Here is a 16,222-nt window from a genome sequence, read left to right as displayed (position 1 = left end):
TTTAAGGTGGGGTTATTTTTTGCTTTCAATAGATAAATAGCTTTGTTATACCATTCTGTTTTATGAAAAACAGTTAAAAGAGGCTGATGATTTTATCTCAGCCTCTTTCCATTTTAATTAGCGATTTCTTCTTCTTCAGCAGTCATTGCTCGATGCGTTCCACTACCTCATACAAATGTATAGGCTTTCAATTTTCATACTATCGAAATACACTAATTTATTGGTAATTTTTTAAATATTATTATTTTTATTCGGGATGTTATCACAATATAGTATGGATGGTGTTGGTTCAAAATCGTTAGAATGGGGAAGTAATGAAAGTAAAGCAATTTTGAAAAACTGTCAAAATAAAACTTGATATATTAGTATTATGTGACATTTGTTTAAATTTTTTAACTTTTCATTTACATATTCCCATGAAAATAGGACTATGTTACGCTCAGTAAGGTTTTTGGAATGGTTGTAGAAATATGACGAAACTCAGAGAGATGGAAAGCATGATACATTCCAAACTTATTGTTAGCAAAAAAATATCTGTTTACGGGGTGTATGATGAAAGGGAATCATTCTGTTCAATTTGAAAATATGAATCTGTTACTAGAGATAGCGAACTTAAAGACGAAAATTAACGACTTATATTGTCAAACTGGTCCAAATAGTCCGGATTATATAAAACTAGCCATAAAATTAGATCTTCTAATAAATAAATACCTTGAAGAAAAAATTGCCAACCTCGTTAAAATATAAAATTACTCAAGTTACAATCGAGATGGATCACTAGGATATTTGCCAAAATGTGCTCATTGTTGAAAGACGCAGTTCGATTTATAGTAGATAAATAGGAAAAGAATCGTTTAGTTTAGAGAAATGATGTAATTAATAGTAAAAAAATAACTATTTCCTTATCTGGCAGGTGAATTAATGGGTTTCCTAAATGGAACGTTTAATATATTATTGGTAATTTTCTCAATTGGTTTTTTGGCTATCATTATTTTATTTGCATTCTATCTAAAAGGGAAATTTACCACTCGCTCACATCAATTAAAAATTAATGAACAGCATTTTCAATCCCTTTATCAATATAATCCCGATATTGTTGTAACATATGATACAAAAGGAAATTTTTTAAATGCGAATCATATAGTAGAATCCTATGGATATAGGCTTGGAGAACTTTTACATCGACCGTTTGCTTTTTTGGTCGTTCCTGATCAGTTAGAAAATGCGATGGAACATTTTCTAATGGCTGCAGGTGGTACAGCAACCAACTTTAAGACTGCCTTTTTTAATAAAATGGGCGAGCGAATTGAAGTAAAAGTTACACTAATTCCTATTATCGTCGAGGAGCAAATTGTTGGAGTTTTTGGGATTCATAAAGATATTACGAATTTGATTCAAACCCGAGAAGCATTAGTGGAAGCTGAAATGAAATACAGGAGCCTTGTGGAAGATTCCTTACTAGGTATTTACGTTATCCAAGATGAACGATTTGTTTATGTCAATCCACAATTACTGCAGGTGTCAGGATATAGACAAGAGGAATTAATTGGACTAGAGATCTCTCAGTTTATTTTTCCTGAGGATTTGCCAGTGGTTACCTCCAATATTCAAAATCGAGTAATGAATGAATTAAATGGCATTCGTTATCAATTCCGGGCGATTAAAAAAGATCAAAGTATCTTGTATCTGGAAGTGTATGCTTCCAATACCACTTATCATGGGAATCCAGCCATTATCGGCAGTGTCATTGATATGACAGAACAAAAAATTGCAGAAGAAAAAATTCAACATCTTGCTTTCCATGATGTCCTAACGGGATTGCCAAATCGAAACTATTTCACTAATTATTTTGATTTAGCGATCGCTAGGGACCATGTCACAAAAGCAGCAATCCTTGTTATGGACTTAGATCGATTTAAAATTATCAATGATACGTTGGGGCATGATTTGGGGGATCAATTGTTAATAGAGGTTTCAAAACGGTTGAAATGCAGTATCCAACTGAATGGTTGTTTAGCAAGACATGCAGGCGATGAATTTTTACTATTTCTTCCCGAGTTTGACCATGAGGGAACAGTAGAAACGGTTAAACAGTTATTGGCTCGTTTAAATGAACCGTTTCTTATAAATGAATATGAAGTGTATATAACACCGAGTATCGGAATCAGTCGGTTTCCACATGATGATGAAGAGATTGGAACGTTGATCAAAAAGGCTGACTTGGCTATGCAACAAGCGAAGCAGTTGGGGAAAAATAACTTTCAATTTTATATGAGTAAATCGATAGAAATGACAAAAGAAACTTTCGAGTTGGAAAAGGATCTGCGAAAGGCCATTGAAAATGAAGAGTTTGTCGTCTATTACCAGCCAAAAGTGAACATTCATACTGGGGACATAATCGGATTAGAAGCCTTAATTCGTTGGGAGCATCCTGATAAGGGATTAATTTCCCCAGCTCAATTTATTCCCTTGGCTGAAGAGACAGGGATGATTGTCCCCATTGGGGAATGGGTTTTAAGAGAAGCTTGCACAAAGATGAAAGCCGTTCATGAAACCGGGTTTCCGGCGGCGGTTATATCTGTCAATCTTTCAGTCAGACAGTTTTTTCAGTCCAATTTAATTCAGCTAGTTAGCCAAATACTAGATGAATCGGGATTAGCACCTAAGTATTTGGAGTTAGAAATTACTGAGAGCTTCATGATCGATACACACCAGGCCCATACGATTGTAAGTAATCTGAAAAAATTAGGTGTGCGGATCAGTTTAGATGATTTTGGGACAGGCTATAGCTCACTTCACTACCTCAAAAAATTTCCAATTGATATTCTGAAAATTGATCAATCGTTTATTCGTGACTGTATATCAGATGAGAATGATGGCACGATTGTTAAAACGATTATAGCAATGGCTCATCAGTTAAAAATGGAGGTCATTGCTGAGGGAGTAGAAACAAACGAGCAGCTTATTTTTCTACAGCAAAATGATTGTAATAATGCTCAAGGATATCTATTTAGTAAGCCAATACCAATAGAAGAGATAGTGAAGAAATATGTAAAAATTGAGAAATGTATATAAAAAAGTGAAATGGAGGAAATGATGACAGCAACCTATCAAATGAATTATTTATTACTGTCCATTTTAATTGGAGTGGTTGCTTCTTTTACGGCCTTGGATTTGATTGGAAGAGTGGCAGAATCTAAGGGACGAGCGAAAAAGTTATGGTTATTCTCTGCTGCTCTTACCTTTGGGTTAGGAATATGGGCGATGTACTTTACTGGAATGCTCGTTCATCTACCTCAGCTGCAAGTATCCTACCATATTGGGAAAATATTGATTTCCCTATTGTTTGCAATGCTAGGTTCTTGGGGTGCTTTTTTAATTGTTACACATGCTACCATGAATAAAGTTAAGATGATTAGTATAGGAACATTACTAATGGTAGGATCGATTGTTGCGATGCATTATATCGGGATGACGTCGATGGTGATGAAAGCAACCATTTATTATGATTTATTTTATGTGGGATTAGCTATTATTGTGGCAGTAGTCGTATCATCCATATCTTTGGTAATTTTGTTCTCCATTCGCCACTCCGCTTCGCAATCCATTAGTCGAAAACTAGGTGTTTCATTAATTCTGGGCTTGGCTATTTCAAGTGTGCATTATTCAGGAATAAAGGCGACTACCTTTATTCCAAATCCCAATAAAAGAATTTATGATAATGCCTTTTATTCAGAAAACCTAGAAACGGATGTCCTTATTTCGACGTTTATCATTTTATTTATTATGTTGGTTTTTTCCTTTATTGATAAACAAATTGCGATCCGTGCTGCGAGATGGGGAGAAACGCGCTATAAGTCCTTGTTTGATCACAATCCGGATGGTATGTTTACGTTAGATCGGGACGGTACATTTCAAAGTGTGAATCCTGCAGCAGAAAAAATGACTGGGTATACAAAGGAAGAACTATTAAATACTACCTTTGAACGGTTGATAGAGCCAGTTGAAAAAGAGCAAAATTGCAGGCATTTTAACCTGGCATTGCAAGGTGAGACACAGGTTTATGAAGCTAATTGTATTCGGAAGGATGGCAACCTGCGAATACTGCAATTGAAGCTTGTTCCCATGATTAGAGAACAGGAAATACTTGGAGTTTATGGAATAACAAAAGATATTACCGAACAAAAGCAATCCCAAAAACGTCTAAAAGAGAGTGAAGCGCGCTATAAACGTTTAGTGAAACTGTCACCAGAGCCTATTTTAGTCCATCGGAATGGACGTATAAAATTTGCTAATACTGCCTTTACCCGGCTTGTAGGTGCAGCTGGTCATCTAGAACTTATCGGGAAATCGGTCATTGATTTTTCCCCTCCAGAGTATGAGGAAATGGTCAAAAATCGATTCCAGTACTTAAAAAAGACAGGTACTTTTATTGCACCTGCGGAAGAGAAAGTTATTCGTCTAAATGGTGAAGTTCTGGATGTGGAGGTTACAGGGATTACCTTAGACTATGGTGATGATACAGCTGTTCTTATGATGGTTCATGATATTACGAGCAGGAAAAGAGTCGCTGAAGCGTTGCGAAAGAGCGAGTATAATTACCGGCTTATAACGGAGTATTCACAGGATATGATTCGATTAACGGATCGTAATGGTATTATCTTATATGCATCTCCTTCACATAAGTGGAATCTAGGCATAGAAGCAGAGGATTATATTGGTAAACATGTCCGCGAAGGGATTCATCCGGATGATCTTAGTCTATACGATGAAAAGTTACGTTATGCCATCAAGAATCAAGAAAATTTTACAATCGAAGGACGCAGACAACATCAAAATGGGCAATGGATTTGGATTGAATCGCATGCGATGATGGTGATGGATGACCATGGTGCATTACAACATATTGTCTATTCTAGCCGTAATATCATGGAAAGAAAGCAATATGAAGAAAAGTTGGAGCAGTTAGCATTCCAAGATACACTGACAGGACTCCCGAACAGAAGATCATTCACCGACTCGTTAAAGTCGTTGTTACAGGGTTCGGAACAGTCTAAAAGCATCCATGCTGTCATGTTTTTAGATTTAGATAAATTTAAACGAATTAACGACACGCTAGGACATGATATCGGGGATGAATTATTAAAAAAGTTTGCGCAAAGGATTAAAAACAGTTTAGCCGATGATGACATCTTAGCTAGGCTTGGGGGCGATGAGTTCACAATTATTCTTCCAAACCTACAAAGTGAACAAGATGCACAGCAAACGGCTGAAAGGATCATTGAGGAATTGCAAGAACCATGGGAAATTAATGGTCATAATTTCCTAACAACCTCCAGTATTGGAATTTCTTATTATCCAAAAGATGGGGATAATCCGAAAAGATTGATGAAGTGTGCCGATTTGGCTTTATATAAAGCAAAGGATGCAGGCAGGAATAAATATCAAATCTTCGAATAAGAGAAATATAAGCAAGTAGACTACGTCTCCCTATAGACAAGTTTACTTGCTTTTTCTTTTTTGAACGCTATGAGCATTTTATGTGATAAAATAGTCAAAATAGTATCATAATGATGTGATGATGTATTTTTGATAAAGTTCATTCAATTGCCGAAAAGTACATAGGAAATTAAGATGGGAGCCATGATGATGAAAGATTTTAACATTGAGATTACCCTTTGTTCGACGAAAAAAGAGAAGCCATCATTTGATCAGTTGGAATTTGGTAGAATCTTTACCGACCACATGTTTGTTTGGAACTATACAGAGGGGAAAGGTTGGCATGACCCTCGAATTACTCCCTATCAGCCGATTTTATTAGACCCAGCAGCTACCGTATTTCATTATGGACAAACTGTATTTGAAGGTCTGAAGGCATATTTGTCGAAGGAAGAACAGATTCTGTTATTTAGACCTGATCAAAATATGAAAAGGTTAAATCAATCAAACGATCGATTGTGTATGCCGAAAATTGATGAGGAATTAGCATTAAGTGCATTGAAGCAATTGTTATTGATCGATCGGGATTGGATACCTGCAGCAGAAGGAACTTCTCTCTATATTCGTCCGTTTATGATTGCGACGGAACCATATCTTGGGGTGGCGCCTTCAAGCAGCTATCAATTTATGATCATTTTATCGCCAGTTGGATCTTATTATAAAGAGGGAATCAATCCTGTTAAAATTGCTGTGGAAAGCGAGTATGTTCGTGCAGTCCGAGGTGGAACAGGGAATGCTAAAACAGCAGGAAACTATGCAAGTAGTTTAAAGGCATCCGAAGTTGCCAGCAGAAAGGGATATTCCCAGGTGTTATGGTTGGATGGTAGAGAAATGCAGTATATTGAAGAGGTTGGCAGTATGAATATTTTCTTTAAAATGAATGGTGAAGTGGTCACTCCTGCATTGAATGGAAGTATTCTCGAAGGCATCACAAGAAAATCTATTATTGAACTTTTGCGCAATTGGAATATCCCTGTTGTTGAACGGCAAGTATCCATCCACGAAATTCAGCAGGCATATCATGATGGTGTATTAGAAGAGGCGTTTGGAACTGGAACAGCCGCTGTTATCTCACCAATTGGAGAGTTCTTATGGAAAAACGAAAAAATGGTTATTAATGGTGGAGAAACAGGTCAGTTATCAAAAAAATTATACGATTCATTGACAGGAATACAAAATGGAACTGAACCAGATCCATTTGGGTGGACCATAAGAGTTTAGCGTGAGTAACGTAAATAGATTTTTGATAAAGTGGCAATTAATCTAGAAAATATAATTTAATATAATATTTAGAAAAGTCCCTTTCTTAATGGAAGGGGCTTTTTTTATTTTATCACCAGAATTTATATGTTTCGACTTTGAGAATTGTCCAGCTCCAGGCGCCATCGGCTCGAGGTCACAAGCCAATCCGTCGAGAAGGTTAAAGAACAACCTTCCCGCCGGCTCGTCTTGTGCTTGTCGCCGATAGGCGGGCGCCTTGCGCTTTTCTTATTTTAATCGTAAAGATATTGTATTTTAAAATAGTATAGTGTTATAATGTGGTAGTATGATAATATGGTAACGCACTAAAGTATTTTGAAAATCTATTAAAGGTGGTATTCAGTTGATATGAAACGTTTTGCAACTATGATCCTAGCATTGGCGGCAGTATTCTCTGTCCTTACAGCATGCTCTAACAGTGCTTCTAGTGATACAAAAAATGACAAAAGCTTAATCATTGGTATTGACGATAAATTCGCCCCAATGGGATTCAGAGATGAAGATAACAAAATTGTCGGTTTTGATATAGACCTAGCAAAAGCAGCAGCGAAAAAAATGGACGTTAAGGTTACATTCCAACCAATTGATTGGAAAACAAAAGAGTCGGAGCTTAGCAGTGGCAGGATTGACCTTATTTGGAATGGTTATACTATTACAGATGAACGTAAAAATAAAGTCCTCTTCACAAAGCCATACTTACGGAATGCCCAAGTGGTTGTCACACGAAAGGATTCCAAACTTACTAAACTAGCTGATTTAGAGGGTAAAGTAGTGGGGCTGCAATCCCTTTCTTCTGCATCAGATGCATTGGATGCAAATCCAATCAAATCAAAGATAAAAACGATTACTGAGTTTAAAGATAATGTGCTCGCCTTGAATGATTTAAAGAGCGGCCGATTGGATGCCGTCGTCATTGATGATGTTGTGATCAATTACTATATGACAAAAGAGAAAGATACTTTTACCATTTTAGATGAATCGCTTGCCCCTGAAGAATATGGAGTAGGGGTAAAAAAAGGGAACGAAGAATTACTGACCAAGCTTCAAAAGGCACTTGATGAAATGACTGAGGACGGCACAGCTGCTGAAATATCAAACAAATGGTTTGGGGAAGATAAAGTATTGAAGTAAAAATGAATATAAGATAAAACAGGATTTCCCCCGGAAACCCTGTTTTGTTTTGGAGGAATCCACTATGTCTATCGATTATATAATCTCAATTTTAAAACCAATGCTCGAAGGTGCACAGATGACAGTCCTGTTGTTTATTATAGCGATTGTGGTATCTATACCATTGGGCTTTTTATTAACACTGGCTGTAAGCAGCATTATTAAGCCCTTGTCATGGCTTGCACAAGCCTATATTTATATCATGCGGGGCACACCATTATTATTGCAGTTATTATTTATTTGTTTTGGTTTGCCGATGATCCCAGGGATTGGCGAGTATTTGGTTTTGGATCGATTTGTAGCAGCTAGTTTAGGATTTATTTTAAATTATGCTGCATACTTTGCTGAAATCTTTCGCGGCGGACTACTTGCGATCGATAAGGGACAATATGAGGCTTCACAGGTACTCGGCTTAAATAAATGGCAGATGACAACTCGAATCATCATGCCGCAAATGTTCCGAATCGCCCTTCCGGCGGTCGCCAATGAATCGGTAACATTGGTTAAGGATACGGCGCTCCTTTATGCAGTAGCTGTACCGGAACTATTGCACTTTGCTGAAACAGCTGTAAATCGGGACTTTACCATCGTTCCGTTCGTTGTTGCTGGTATCATTTATCTGGTAATGACCCTTGTATTAACGATTGTGTTTAAATGGATTGAAAAAAGGTTCCGATTTGAATAGAAAGGAGGGGCAGTATGGCAATGATTGAAGTTTCTAACCTAAAAAAATCATTTGGTAAGTTGGATGTGTTGAAACAGCTAACCTTTACTGTCAATAAAAATGATGTCGTGGCAGTGATTGGTCCCTCAGGATCTGGAAAAAGTACGATGCTTCGTAGTCTCGTCCATCTCGAACAGATTGATGCGGGAAGTATTTCGGTAGTAGGAGAATACCTTGTGAAGGATGGAGTCTATCCAAGGCTGCCTGAAATTAAGCAGATTACCTCAAAGATGGGAATGGTTTTTCAGCATTTTAATTTGTTTCCTCACCTTACTGTTCAAGAAAATTTAGAAATTGCGCCTAAATTAGTGAAAAAAGCGTCTGCTTCAGAACTTCGACAACGCAGTACGGAACTGCTGGGAAAAATTGGGCTTACCAATCGTGCTAAGGCATACCCGGCTAATTTATCAGGCGGTCAAAAGCAAAGGGTAGCGATTGCTCGGGCGTTGATGATGGATCCGGAGATTCTCTTGTTTGATGAACCTACTTCCGCTCTTGATCCAGAACTAACCGGTGAGGTACTACAAGTCATGAAGGATTTGGCTGAGGAGCAGATGACAATGATTGTGGTAACACATGAAATGGGATTTGCAAAAGAAGTGGCCAACAGGGTTATTTTCATGGATGATGGTGAGATTGTCGAATCAGGGCATCCGTCGGAAATATTCACAAACCCACAGTTTGACCGCACCAAGGTCTTCCTCAACAGGAGTTTTTAATAAACGGAGATTTGAAAAAAATGTTGCACAATCAAAAGCTCATCCTTTCCTTAAACAGGATGAGCTTTAAATTATTTAGAAAGAAATAATCATCCCGTCTTTACCGGCGTATGTGCCCATTGTTGCGCCCATATAACTGATAATAATATCTTTTGGGGAAAAACGTTTGATCAGTTCTTGCTTGATGGCCTCAGCATCTTCCACATTTCCTGTATGGGTAATTCCAAATGTTAGTGTACTGAAATCCTTTCCTCTTTCCTCGATGATATCAAGTACCCTTTTTTGAAATTTCCTTTTTCCTCGTATCTTTTCAAAAATTTCTACTTTCCCTCCACTAACCCTTTCTAAAATCACCTTGATATTCAAAATCTTAGCTAGGGAGCCTTGGAACTTACTTAGCCTTCCGCCTTTTACGATATTCTCTAGAGTATCTAACAGGACAAGAATATTCATTTTATCCCGATATTCGGTAAGATTCGAAACAATTTCCTCCATTGAAGCACCCTGTTCAGCAAGTTCTGCCGCACGAATAATCTGGAGACCGTGCCCTAACGATCCAGCTAAAGAATCAAAAACGGTCACATTGGCATTGCTTAAATCCTTTCCAATACATGCAGATTGATAGGTTCCACTTAGACCCGAAGAAATGGTCAGACAAAGGATTTCTGTACCCGAATCAAATTTAGAGAAGGCCTTAGCAAATGATGCAGGGGAAGGTTGGGATGTCTTCGGAAGGATATCTGTTGAAAACATCTTCGTGAAAAATTCCCTTGGTGTTAAATCTACTTTTTCTAAATAATCTTGTTCCTCGATTGTGACTGTTAATGGAACCATGGTCACATCGTACTGCTCTATTAATTCTTTCGGTAAGTCAGCCGAGCTGTCTGTGATTATTTTTATCATTTCCCTTTCCACCTCTAGTTTTAGAATGTATTCATAAGTATATCAGTTCTATCTTATAATCGCTTGCTGTAGATTCGAATAAAAAGAGCAGCAATCATCACATTTGCTGCCTTCAACTCATGTGAAATATTACTAGATTTATCTATAAAAATGTACCATTGATTATTTTTTTGGTAAAATATTCATTGTGACTACAATTATCGCAATTATTAAAAATAAAAGATAATAATAGATATAGGATAGAAAGGATGAGAGCTGAATTGAAACAAGAGGGGAAAGGATATGTGGAACCAGGAAATGACACACACTTAAGTCAGTTAGCATCCGTAGGACAAATTGCAGCGGGAATCGCCCATGAGGTAAAAAACCCCTTGACTGCCGTTAAGGGATTTTTACAATTGCTTGAGCAGGATGGAAGAAATGAATATATTGAAATTGCCCAATCAGAATTAGACAATGCCTTAACCACATTAAATAACCTGCTCCAAGTCTCAAAGCCAGATTTGGAGGATGAAGCGTATCAGACCATCTATTTGGCCGTCGAATTGGAATCTATCTTGAATCTATTTCAGGATAAATTATACAATATTACGATACATACAGAATTTAATCATACCAATATACCGATTGTCGGTAGGAAAAACCAATTTAAAAAGGCTTTCTTCAATCTTATCAAAAATGCAATCGAGTCGATTGAAGGGAATGGGACCTTAACCATTAGGCATGATTTATTAAAGGATGATGTGATCGTTACGATTCAGGATACGGGAGTTGGTATATCTAAAGATAAAATCCCCTTACTTGGGACTCCATTTTTTACAACAAAGGATCAAGGGACTGGTATGGGTTTAACCCAAGTATTTTCTGTTATTTATCAGCATGATGGAAAAGTGATGGTTGATAGTAAAGAAAATCAGGGGACTAAATTTACGATTCGAATTCCACACAAAAAAGTGATGAGTCAAAAAGGGGGGAGAACATTGAATTTACATTATGTTGAAAAGGCATCTATTAAAGATTTCTTTTTTGAGAATCAGAAAATCTTTGATGAAAGATTGTTAAATGAAGCCATAAATGTAAAAGACAAGATTGACGAAATACATAAGATCGGAAATATCAATTTATTAGCGAATGCCCATAAGCTGGTTTTATATGTTGTTGAGGAGAGGGAACACGAGTTAATCTCCTTTGCCAAACAAGAAGGGATTGCTTGGGCAAAGTATTCATTGACACTTGCTTTTAAACTTGAATGGATTCAGGCTATTAGAAGAACGCTATGGGACTTTTTATACAACTTTGATGCACTGAGTAACACTGAGGCCGAACGATCGGCATTCTTTACTTTAGAAAAGCAGATAAACGAAAGTATTGATCAATTTCTTACGTACTTCTTTATCAGCTATTCTAAATATAAGGATGAATTATTAGACATCCAACGAAAGCTAGTTGAAAATCTTCCAGTTCCTATTATTCCAATAAACAAGGAAATATGTATATTACCTTTAATTGGTACGATTGACCCACAAAGGCTCTCCACCATTCAAGACAAAGTATTGACTGAAATCGAGCATCATCATATCCAATCGTTAATTATAGATCTTTCCGGTGTGGCACCAATGGAAATAGAGTCTACGAATAAATTGGTGAAAATAATTGAAGGTATAACGATGATGGGGTGTAAAATAATCCTTACCGGATTACGTGCTGACATTGTAAAACGTTTGATCAACAACGAAACAGGCTTTACCCCGCTAGCAGAATTCAAAGGAACCTTACAACAGGCCTTGAATGATGTCATTTATCATCATCAACCTTAGAGAGTACACTGAGTATGCTTTACATGGTTTTATGAATTTCTTTTATAGTTGGGAGGAGTTTTTTTGGCAATTGATGTTCAAGTCATCTTATATCAAGTATTAATTGTTCTCCTTCCCATATTAGTTTATCATTTATTTTTCCATGAAAAAAACAGTAACCTGAAAAAGCCTTTTTCGATACTTATGATTATCCAGTTAATCATCCTAGTTCTTGCGATGTCTTTCCCAATTAAATTTTCTGAGGGCTATGTTTATGATTTTAGGATTATTCCTTTTATCATATCGTTTGTTTATGGTGGAACGGTCCCTGGCTTAATCACGGGGTTTTTCTTATTAATTTATCGGTACATGATTGGGGGTGCCGGATTCTATGTCGTGTTAGTGAATTATTCAGTTACTTGCGCAGTTCTTATTTTTATGGGTAAACAGATCCACGCATACTCTAAAACCGGCAAACTGATTTTTGTTAGTATCGTATTTTGGGCTAACACCTTAATTGTTTTGCTTACACTGCTCCAAACAAATCAAATAGGACAAATCAGTTTTATGGTTGTTTTTTACGCTATAACATGGATTTGCTTGATGATGGTCGTGCTTGTCATCGAAAATGTCAATCAACAGATGAAGATTCGTGAGCAATTACAAAAAGATGAAAAATTAAATGTGATTAGTCAGCTAGCTGCATCTGTTGCCCACGAGGTAAGGAATCCCTTGACTTCCGTCCGTGGCTTTCTTCAATTAATCTCTGATGATGAAAATTTGCGAACTGCTCAGAAAAATTATATTAACATTGCCTTAAGTGAGTTAGACCATGCTCAGGTCATCATAAATGATTATTTATCCTTAGCAAAACCGAATACGGAAGAACTTTCTATCATCAATCTATCGGATGAAGTGAATAAAACCGTTGAGTTGATGACCTCATACTCGAATATACAGAACATAGCTATTCAAACAACTATACAAGATTCCCTATATATGAAAGGAAACAAAAGTGAAATTAAGCAGGTATTGGTTAATATCATGAAGAATGGCATTGAAGCAATGACCATGGGCGGAACTCTTTCTGTGCATACATATGAGAAAAATGGGACTATTTCGATCGAGATCATCGATAGTGGTAAGGGAATGACGAAGAACCAACTGAAAAAATTAGGAACTCTTTTTTATACTACAAAAGAAAAGGGTACAGGTGTTGGTCTAACGATCACATTTCAATTGATTCAAGCGATGAGAGGTAGGATAAACGTAGAAAGCGTCCCAGGGAAGGGAACCAGTTTTATTATTCAATTTCCTAGTGTTGAAAAAGGATAACAAACATTTGGCACATAGCAAGGCTCTTCTTGTCATATTTTATCCATTAAAGAAGTGGGGATATACTCGGTCCGCTTTGCGCACGATATATGGTAAAAAGGAGGAATTTTCCCAATGGATGCAAATATGTTTCATGAAAAGCAGAAGCATGAGAAGGAAGCCCTTACTGGGATTCTTGAAAATTCAATAGAAATAGAAGAGGACTTAATGAGGACGTATTTAATCACGGCAGAGCGGATTCACGATGATGATGAACTAAAGGAACGGCTCGAGAACTTTGCCGAAGGAAATGCAAAACGTACCAAGCAGCTGATAGATGAACTGAATGATCGTGGAGGAAAATAAAAAGATGCCAGGTCTTTTTCAGATGAAAAACTGAAAAGACCTGGCATCTTCATTTTAAAAGATAAGAATAGGTTAGACGGGCGTCTTCCGCTTTTCTTATTATTTAATACCCTTCATGAAGCCTTGAATCTTTGGTGCTAGGATTAAAAGGATAATACCTAGAACGATAGACGCTCCACCGATAACACCAAAGTAAGCCATTTCGGTTTCAGGTGTGTAGAATTTAACAACTTGTGCATTTAGTGCTTGTGCAGCAGCACTTGCTAGGAACCATAAGCTCATCGTTTGCGCTGAGAAGGCAGCAGGAGCCAATTTAGTTGTCGCTGACAATCCAACCGGTGACATGCATAACTCACCAAATACAACAATTAAATAACTAAGAACAAGCCATAATGGACTCACCAATGAATCTGTACCACCAAAATAGGCTGGGATCAGAATAACTAGGAATGACAGACCAGCAAATAATAATGATAATGAGAACTTTTGAGGTATTGTTGGCTGGCGATTGCCTAATTTAATCCACATCCATGCAAACATAGGTGCAAAGATGATAATAAATAATGGATTTAAAGATTGGAACCAAGCAGGCTTAATGTCGATACCTGCAAAATGTAATTGTGTACGAGTATCAGCATAGCTTGCAAGGATAGTGGAGCCTTGCTCCTGGATGGCCCAGAACATAACAGCTCCTATAAATATCGGAATATACGCAATAATCCTTGAACGTTCAACAGCAGTTGTTTTTGGACTGCGATACATAACAACGAAATAAATCGTCGGAATTAAAACACCAAGAAAAGTAACAATATTAATAAAACTAGTAAAAGTTAAAAGTCCGTATGGAATTGCTACAGCTAGGAAAATACCAAGAATAATGACTCCAATTCCAATAATGGTGAAGACCTTTTTCTTTTCTGCTGGTGCCATTGGATTGGCAATCATAGTACCTGCAAGGCCGAGATTTTTTTTCTTTGTAACACTGAACATGACTAATCCTAAGAACATACCTACAGCAGCAATACTAAAACCTATGTGGAAGTTGTCGATAGATCCAACGATTAAAGGTGAGATGAACGCTCCAAGATTAATACCCATATAGTAAATCGTGAAACCTGCATCACGACGTTCGTCTTTTTCACTGTACAATTCGCCTACGACAGTAGAGACGTTCGGCTTAAGCATTCCTGTTCCAAGAACAATCAATACCATGGATACAAAGAACATTGAAACACTGCCAGGAATAGCAAGTGCAATATGTCCAAACATAATTAAGATTCCACCGTAGAACACAGCCCTTGATGTACCGAATACCCGGTCAGCTAGCCAGCCGCCAATAATCCCCGACATATAAACAAGTGATCCGTAAATGGACATGATAGAAAGCGCGAGATTTTTATCAATTCCCAGTCCGCCCTTTGAAACTTCATAATACATATAGAAAACGAGGATGGCTCTCATTCCATAATAAGAGAAACGCTCCCAGAATTCAGTGAAGAAAAGTGTGGATAATCCTTTAGGATGTCCGAAGAATCCAGTCTGAGGAACACTATCCACAATTTTCTGTCTATTTGTGTTTGACATGTTTATAACCTCCCTTATATTATTTTATAATACTTTCTGATGTTTTGAATTGTCAAAAACTTTTTTTGGTAAAACCAATATATAAATAGTATTAACCTTGATATAACTGGATTTACGGGAAGATAAATAGGAAAAGAAAGTTTTTTTGAAATAGTAAATTATTTCTGACTAAAGGATAATTCAGATAATAATTAGGTGGAGGATTCCATTACAGTAAAAAATAACCCTCCTCATCGGAATGCTGAGTGTTTACTTCCACATATGTGAACCGCCTCTCCTAGGTCTCTAGACTGATATAAAAATCAAGCGCTGGCGCAATTATAAAATAGAAATAAAAAAGGTATGATGATATCAAGATCAAGAAGGAGGAAAACAAAATGAAAAAATTTGGTTTATTAGTAGCAGGAGGAATCGCAGCCATCATTTTACTGTCGACAATCGGTCCGATTGTGGGGCTAATGGTTAGTCTTGCACTTCTATATTTTATCTACAAGCAGTTTTTAAAAACAGAATCAACAGGTTGGAAAATTGGACTTGGAATTATCGGATTCATCGTGATCATGGGTGCTATTCACAATATTCCTGCGATCATTGGTGTTGGAGCAGCCTATGTTCTCTACCTCGTCTATAAAAAATGGAATAGGAACAAATATAAAATCGCTAAGGAAGAATCCGATCCGTTTACTAATTTTGAAAAACAATGGAATGAATTAAATAAATAATATGAAGAATGGCGAGGACAAACTTAATTGTGCGTATGAATGCCACGTTTAATGCTGACTCACAGGTGATCCATAATGAAAAGGATAGCCACTATCCACTGGTCGTGAAAGTTAGTTTACACTGCCAAAATTATAAAAAAAGCGATTGGTTAGTTAAAAACCAGT

13 protein-coding genes are annotated in these 16,222 nt (G+C 37.0%); 11 read left to right on the top strand and 2 right to left on the bottom strand.

Features of this window, described 5'->3' with window-relative positions:
- The first annotated feature begins 552 nt into the window (after window positions 1-552).
- From TY15_RS11010 to TY15_RS10980, 7 genes are all read left to right on the top strand, one after another.
- A complete protein-coding gene (locus tag TY15_RS11010; RefSeq protein WP_040206403.1) occupies window positions 553-747 on the top strand; it encodes an aspartyl-phosphate phosphatase Spo0E family protein in 195 nt (64 codons plus the stop codon).
- 174 nt (window positions 748-921) lie between these two features.
- Window positions 922-3,075 carry a sensor domain-containing protein gene (locus tag TY15_RS11005; protein ID WP_052353750.1) on the top strand — a complete coding sequence of 718 codons (2,154 nt, stop codon included), beginning with the start codon at window positions 922-924 and terminating at the stop codon, window positions 3,073-3,075.
- Window positions 3,076-3,096: 21 nt separating this feature from the next.
- Window positions 3,097-5,460, top strand: coding sequence for a PAS domain S-box protein (locus tag TY15_RS23165; RefSeq protein WP_052353749.1), 2,364 nt, complete (start codon window positions 3,097-3,099; stop codon window positions 5,458-5,460).
- A gap of 189 nt (window positions 5,461-5,649) precedes the next feature.
- Complete coding sequence (locus TY15_RS10995) at window positions 5,650-6,720, top strand: branched-chain amino acid aminotransferase (protein WP_040206504.1); 1,071 nt, start codon at window positions 5,650-5,652, stop codon at window positions 6,718-6,720.
- Window positions 6,721-7,107: 387 nt separating this feature from the next.
- Complete coding sequence (locus TY15_RS10990; protein ID WP_040206405.1) at window positions 7,108-7,890, top strand: amino acid ABC transporter substrate-binding protein; 783 nt, start codon at window positions 7,108-7,110, stop codon at window positions 7,888-7,890.
- Between the two features lie 64 nt (window positions 7,891-7,954).
- Complete coding sequence (locus TY15_RS10985; protein WP_040206410.1) at window positions 7,955-8,614, top strand: amino acid ABC transporter permease; 660 nt, start codon at window positions 7,955-7,957, stop codon at window positions 8,612-8,614.
- A gap of 14 nt (window positions 8,615-8,628) precedes the next feature.
- Window positions 8,629-9,372 carry an amino acid ABC transporter ATP-binding protein gene (locus TY15_RS10980; protein WP_040206412.1) on the top strand — a complete coding sequence of 248 codons (744 nt, stop codon included), beginning with the start codon at window positions 8,629-8,631 and terminating at the stop codon, window positions 9,370-9,372.
- A 75-nt stretch (window positions 9,373-9,447) separates the two neighbouring features.
- Here TY15_RS10980 and TY15_RS10975 read toward each other — a convergent pair whose 3' ends face one another.
- Window positions 9,448-10,275, bottom strand: a complete 828-nt coding sequence (locus TY15_RS10975) for a DegV family protein (protein WP_040206414.1) — start codon at window positions 10,273-10,275, stop codon at window positions 9,448-9,450.
- Window positions 10,276-10,523: 248 nt separating this feature from the next.
- Between TY15_RS10975 and TY15_RS10970 the strand changes: the two genes are divergently transcribed.
- From TY15_RS10970 to TY15_RS10960, 3 genes are all read left to right on the top strand, one after another.
- Complete coding sequence (locus TY15_RS10970) at window positions 10,524-12,092, top strand: ATP-binding protein (RefSeq protein WP_042374422.1); 1,569 nt, start codon at window positions 10,524-10,526, stop codon at window positions 12,090-12,092.
- A gap of 63 nt (window positions 12,093-12,155) precedes the next feature.
- Window positions 12,156-13,406 carry an ATP-binding protein gene (locus TY15_RS10965; protein WP_040206416.1) on the top strand — a complete coding sequence of 417 codons (1,251 nt, stop codon included), beginning with the start codon at window positions 12,156-12,158 and terminating at the stop codon, window positions 13,404-13,406.
- A 114-nt stretch (window positions 13,407-13,520) separates the two neighbouring features.
- Complete coding sequence (locus tag TY15_RS10960) at window positions 13,521-13,751, top strand: hypothetical protein (RefSeq protein WP_042374421.1); 231 nt, start codon at window positions 13,521-13,523, stop codon at window positions 13,749-13,751.
- A gap of 99 nt (window positions 13,752-13,850) precedes the next feature.
- Here the strand turns inward: TY15_RS10960 and TY15_RS10955 are convergent, their stop codons facing one another.
- Entirely contained in the window at window positions 13,851-15,335 is a 1,485-nt protein-coding gene (locus tag TY15_RS10955; protein WP_040206418.1) for a peptide MFS transporter, read from the bottom strand.
- 377 nt (window positions 15,336-15,712) lie between these two features.
- Here TY15_RS10955 and TY15_RS10950 point away from each other — a divergent pair, with 377 nt between their 5' ends.
- Entirely contained in the window at window positions 15,713-16,057 is a 345-nt protein-coding gene (locus TY15_RS10950; protein ID WP_040206420.1) for a lmo0954 family membrane protein, read from the top strand.
- Window positions 16,058-16,222 lie beyond the last annotated feature (165 nt).

Origin of the sequence: Neobacillus jeddahensis, from assembly GCF_000612625.1 — a bacterium.
GTDB lineage: Bacteria > Bacillota > Bacilli > Bacillales > Cytobacillaceae > Neobacillus > Neobacillus jeddahensis.
The sequence above is the reverse complement of the archived record's forward strand: the minus strand, read 5'-3'. Positions and strand labels throughout refer to the sequence as shown.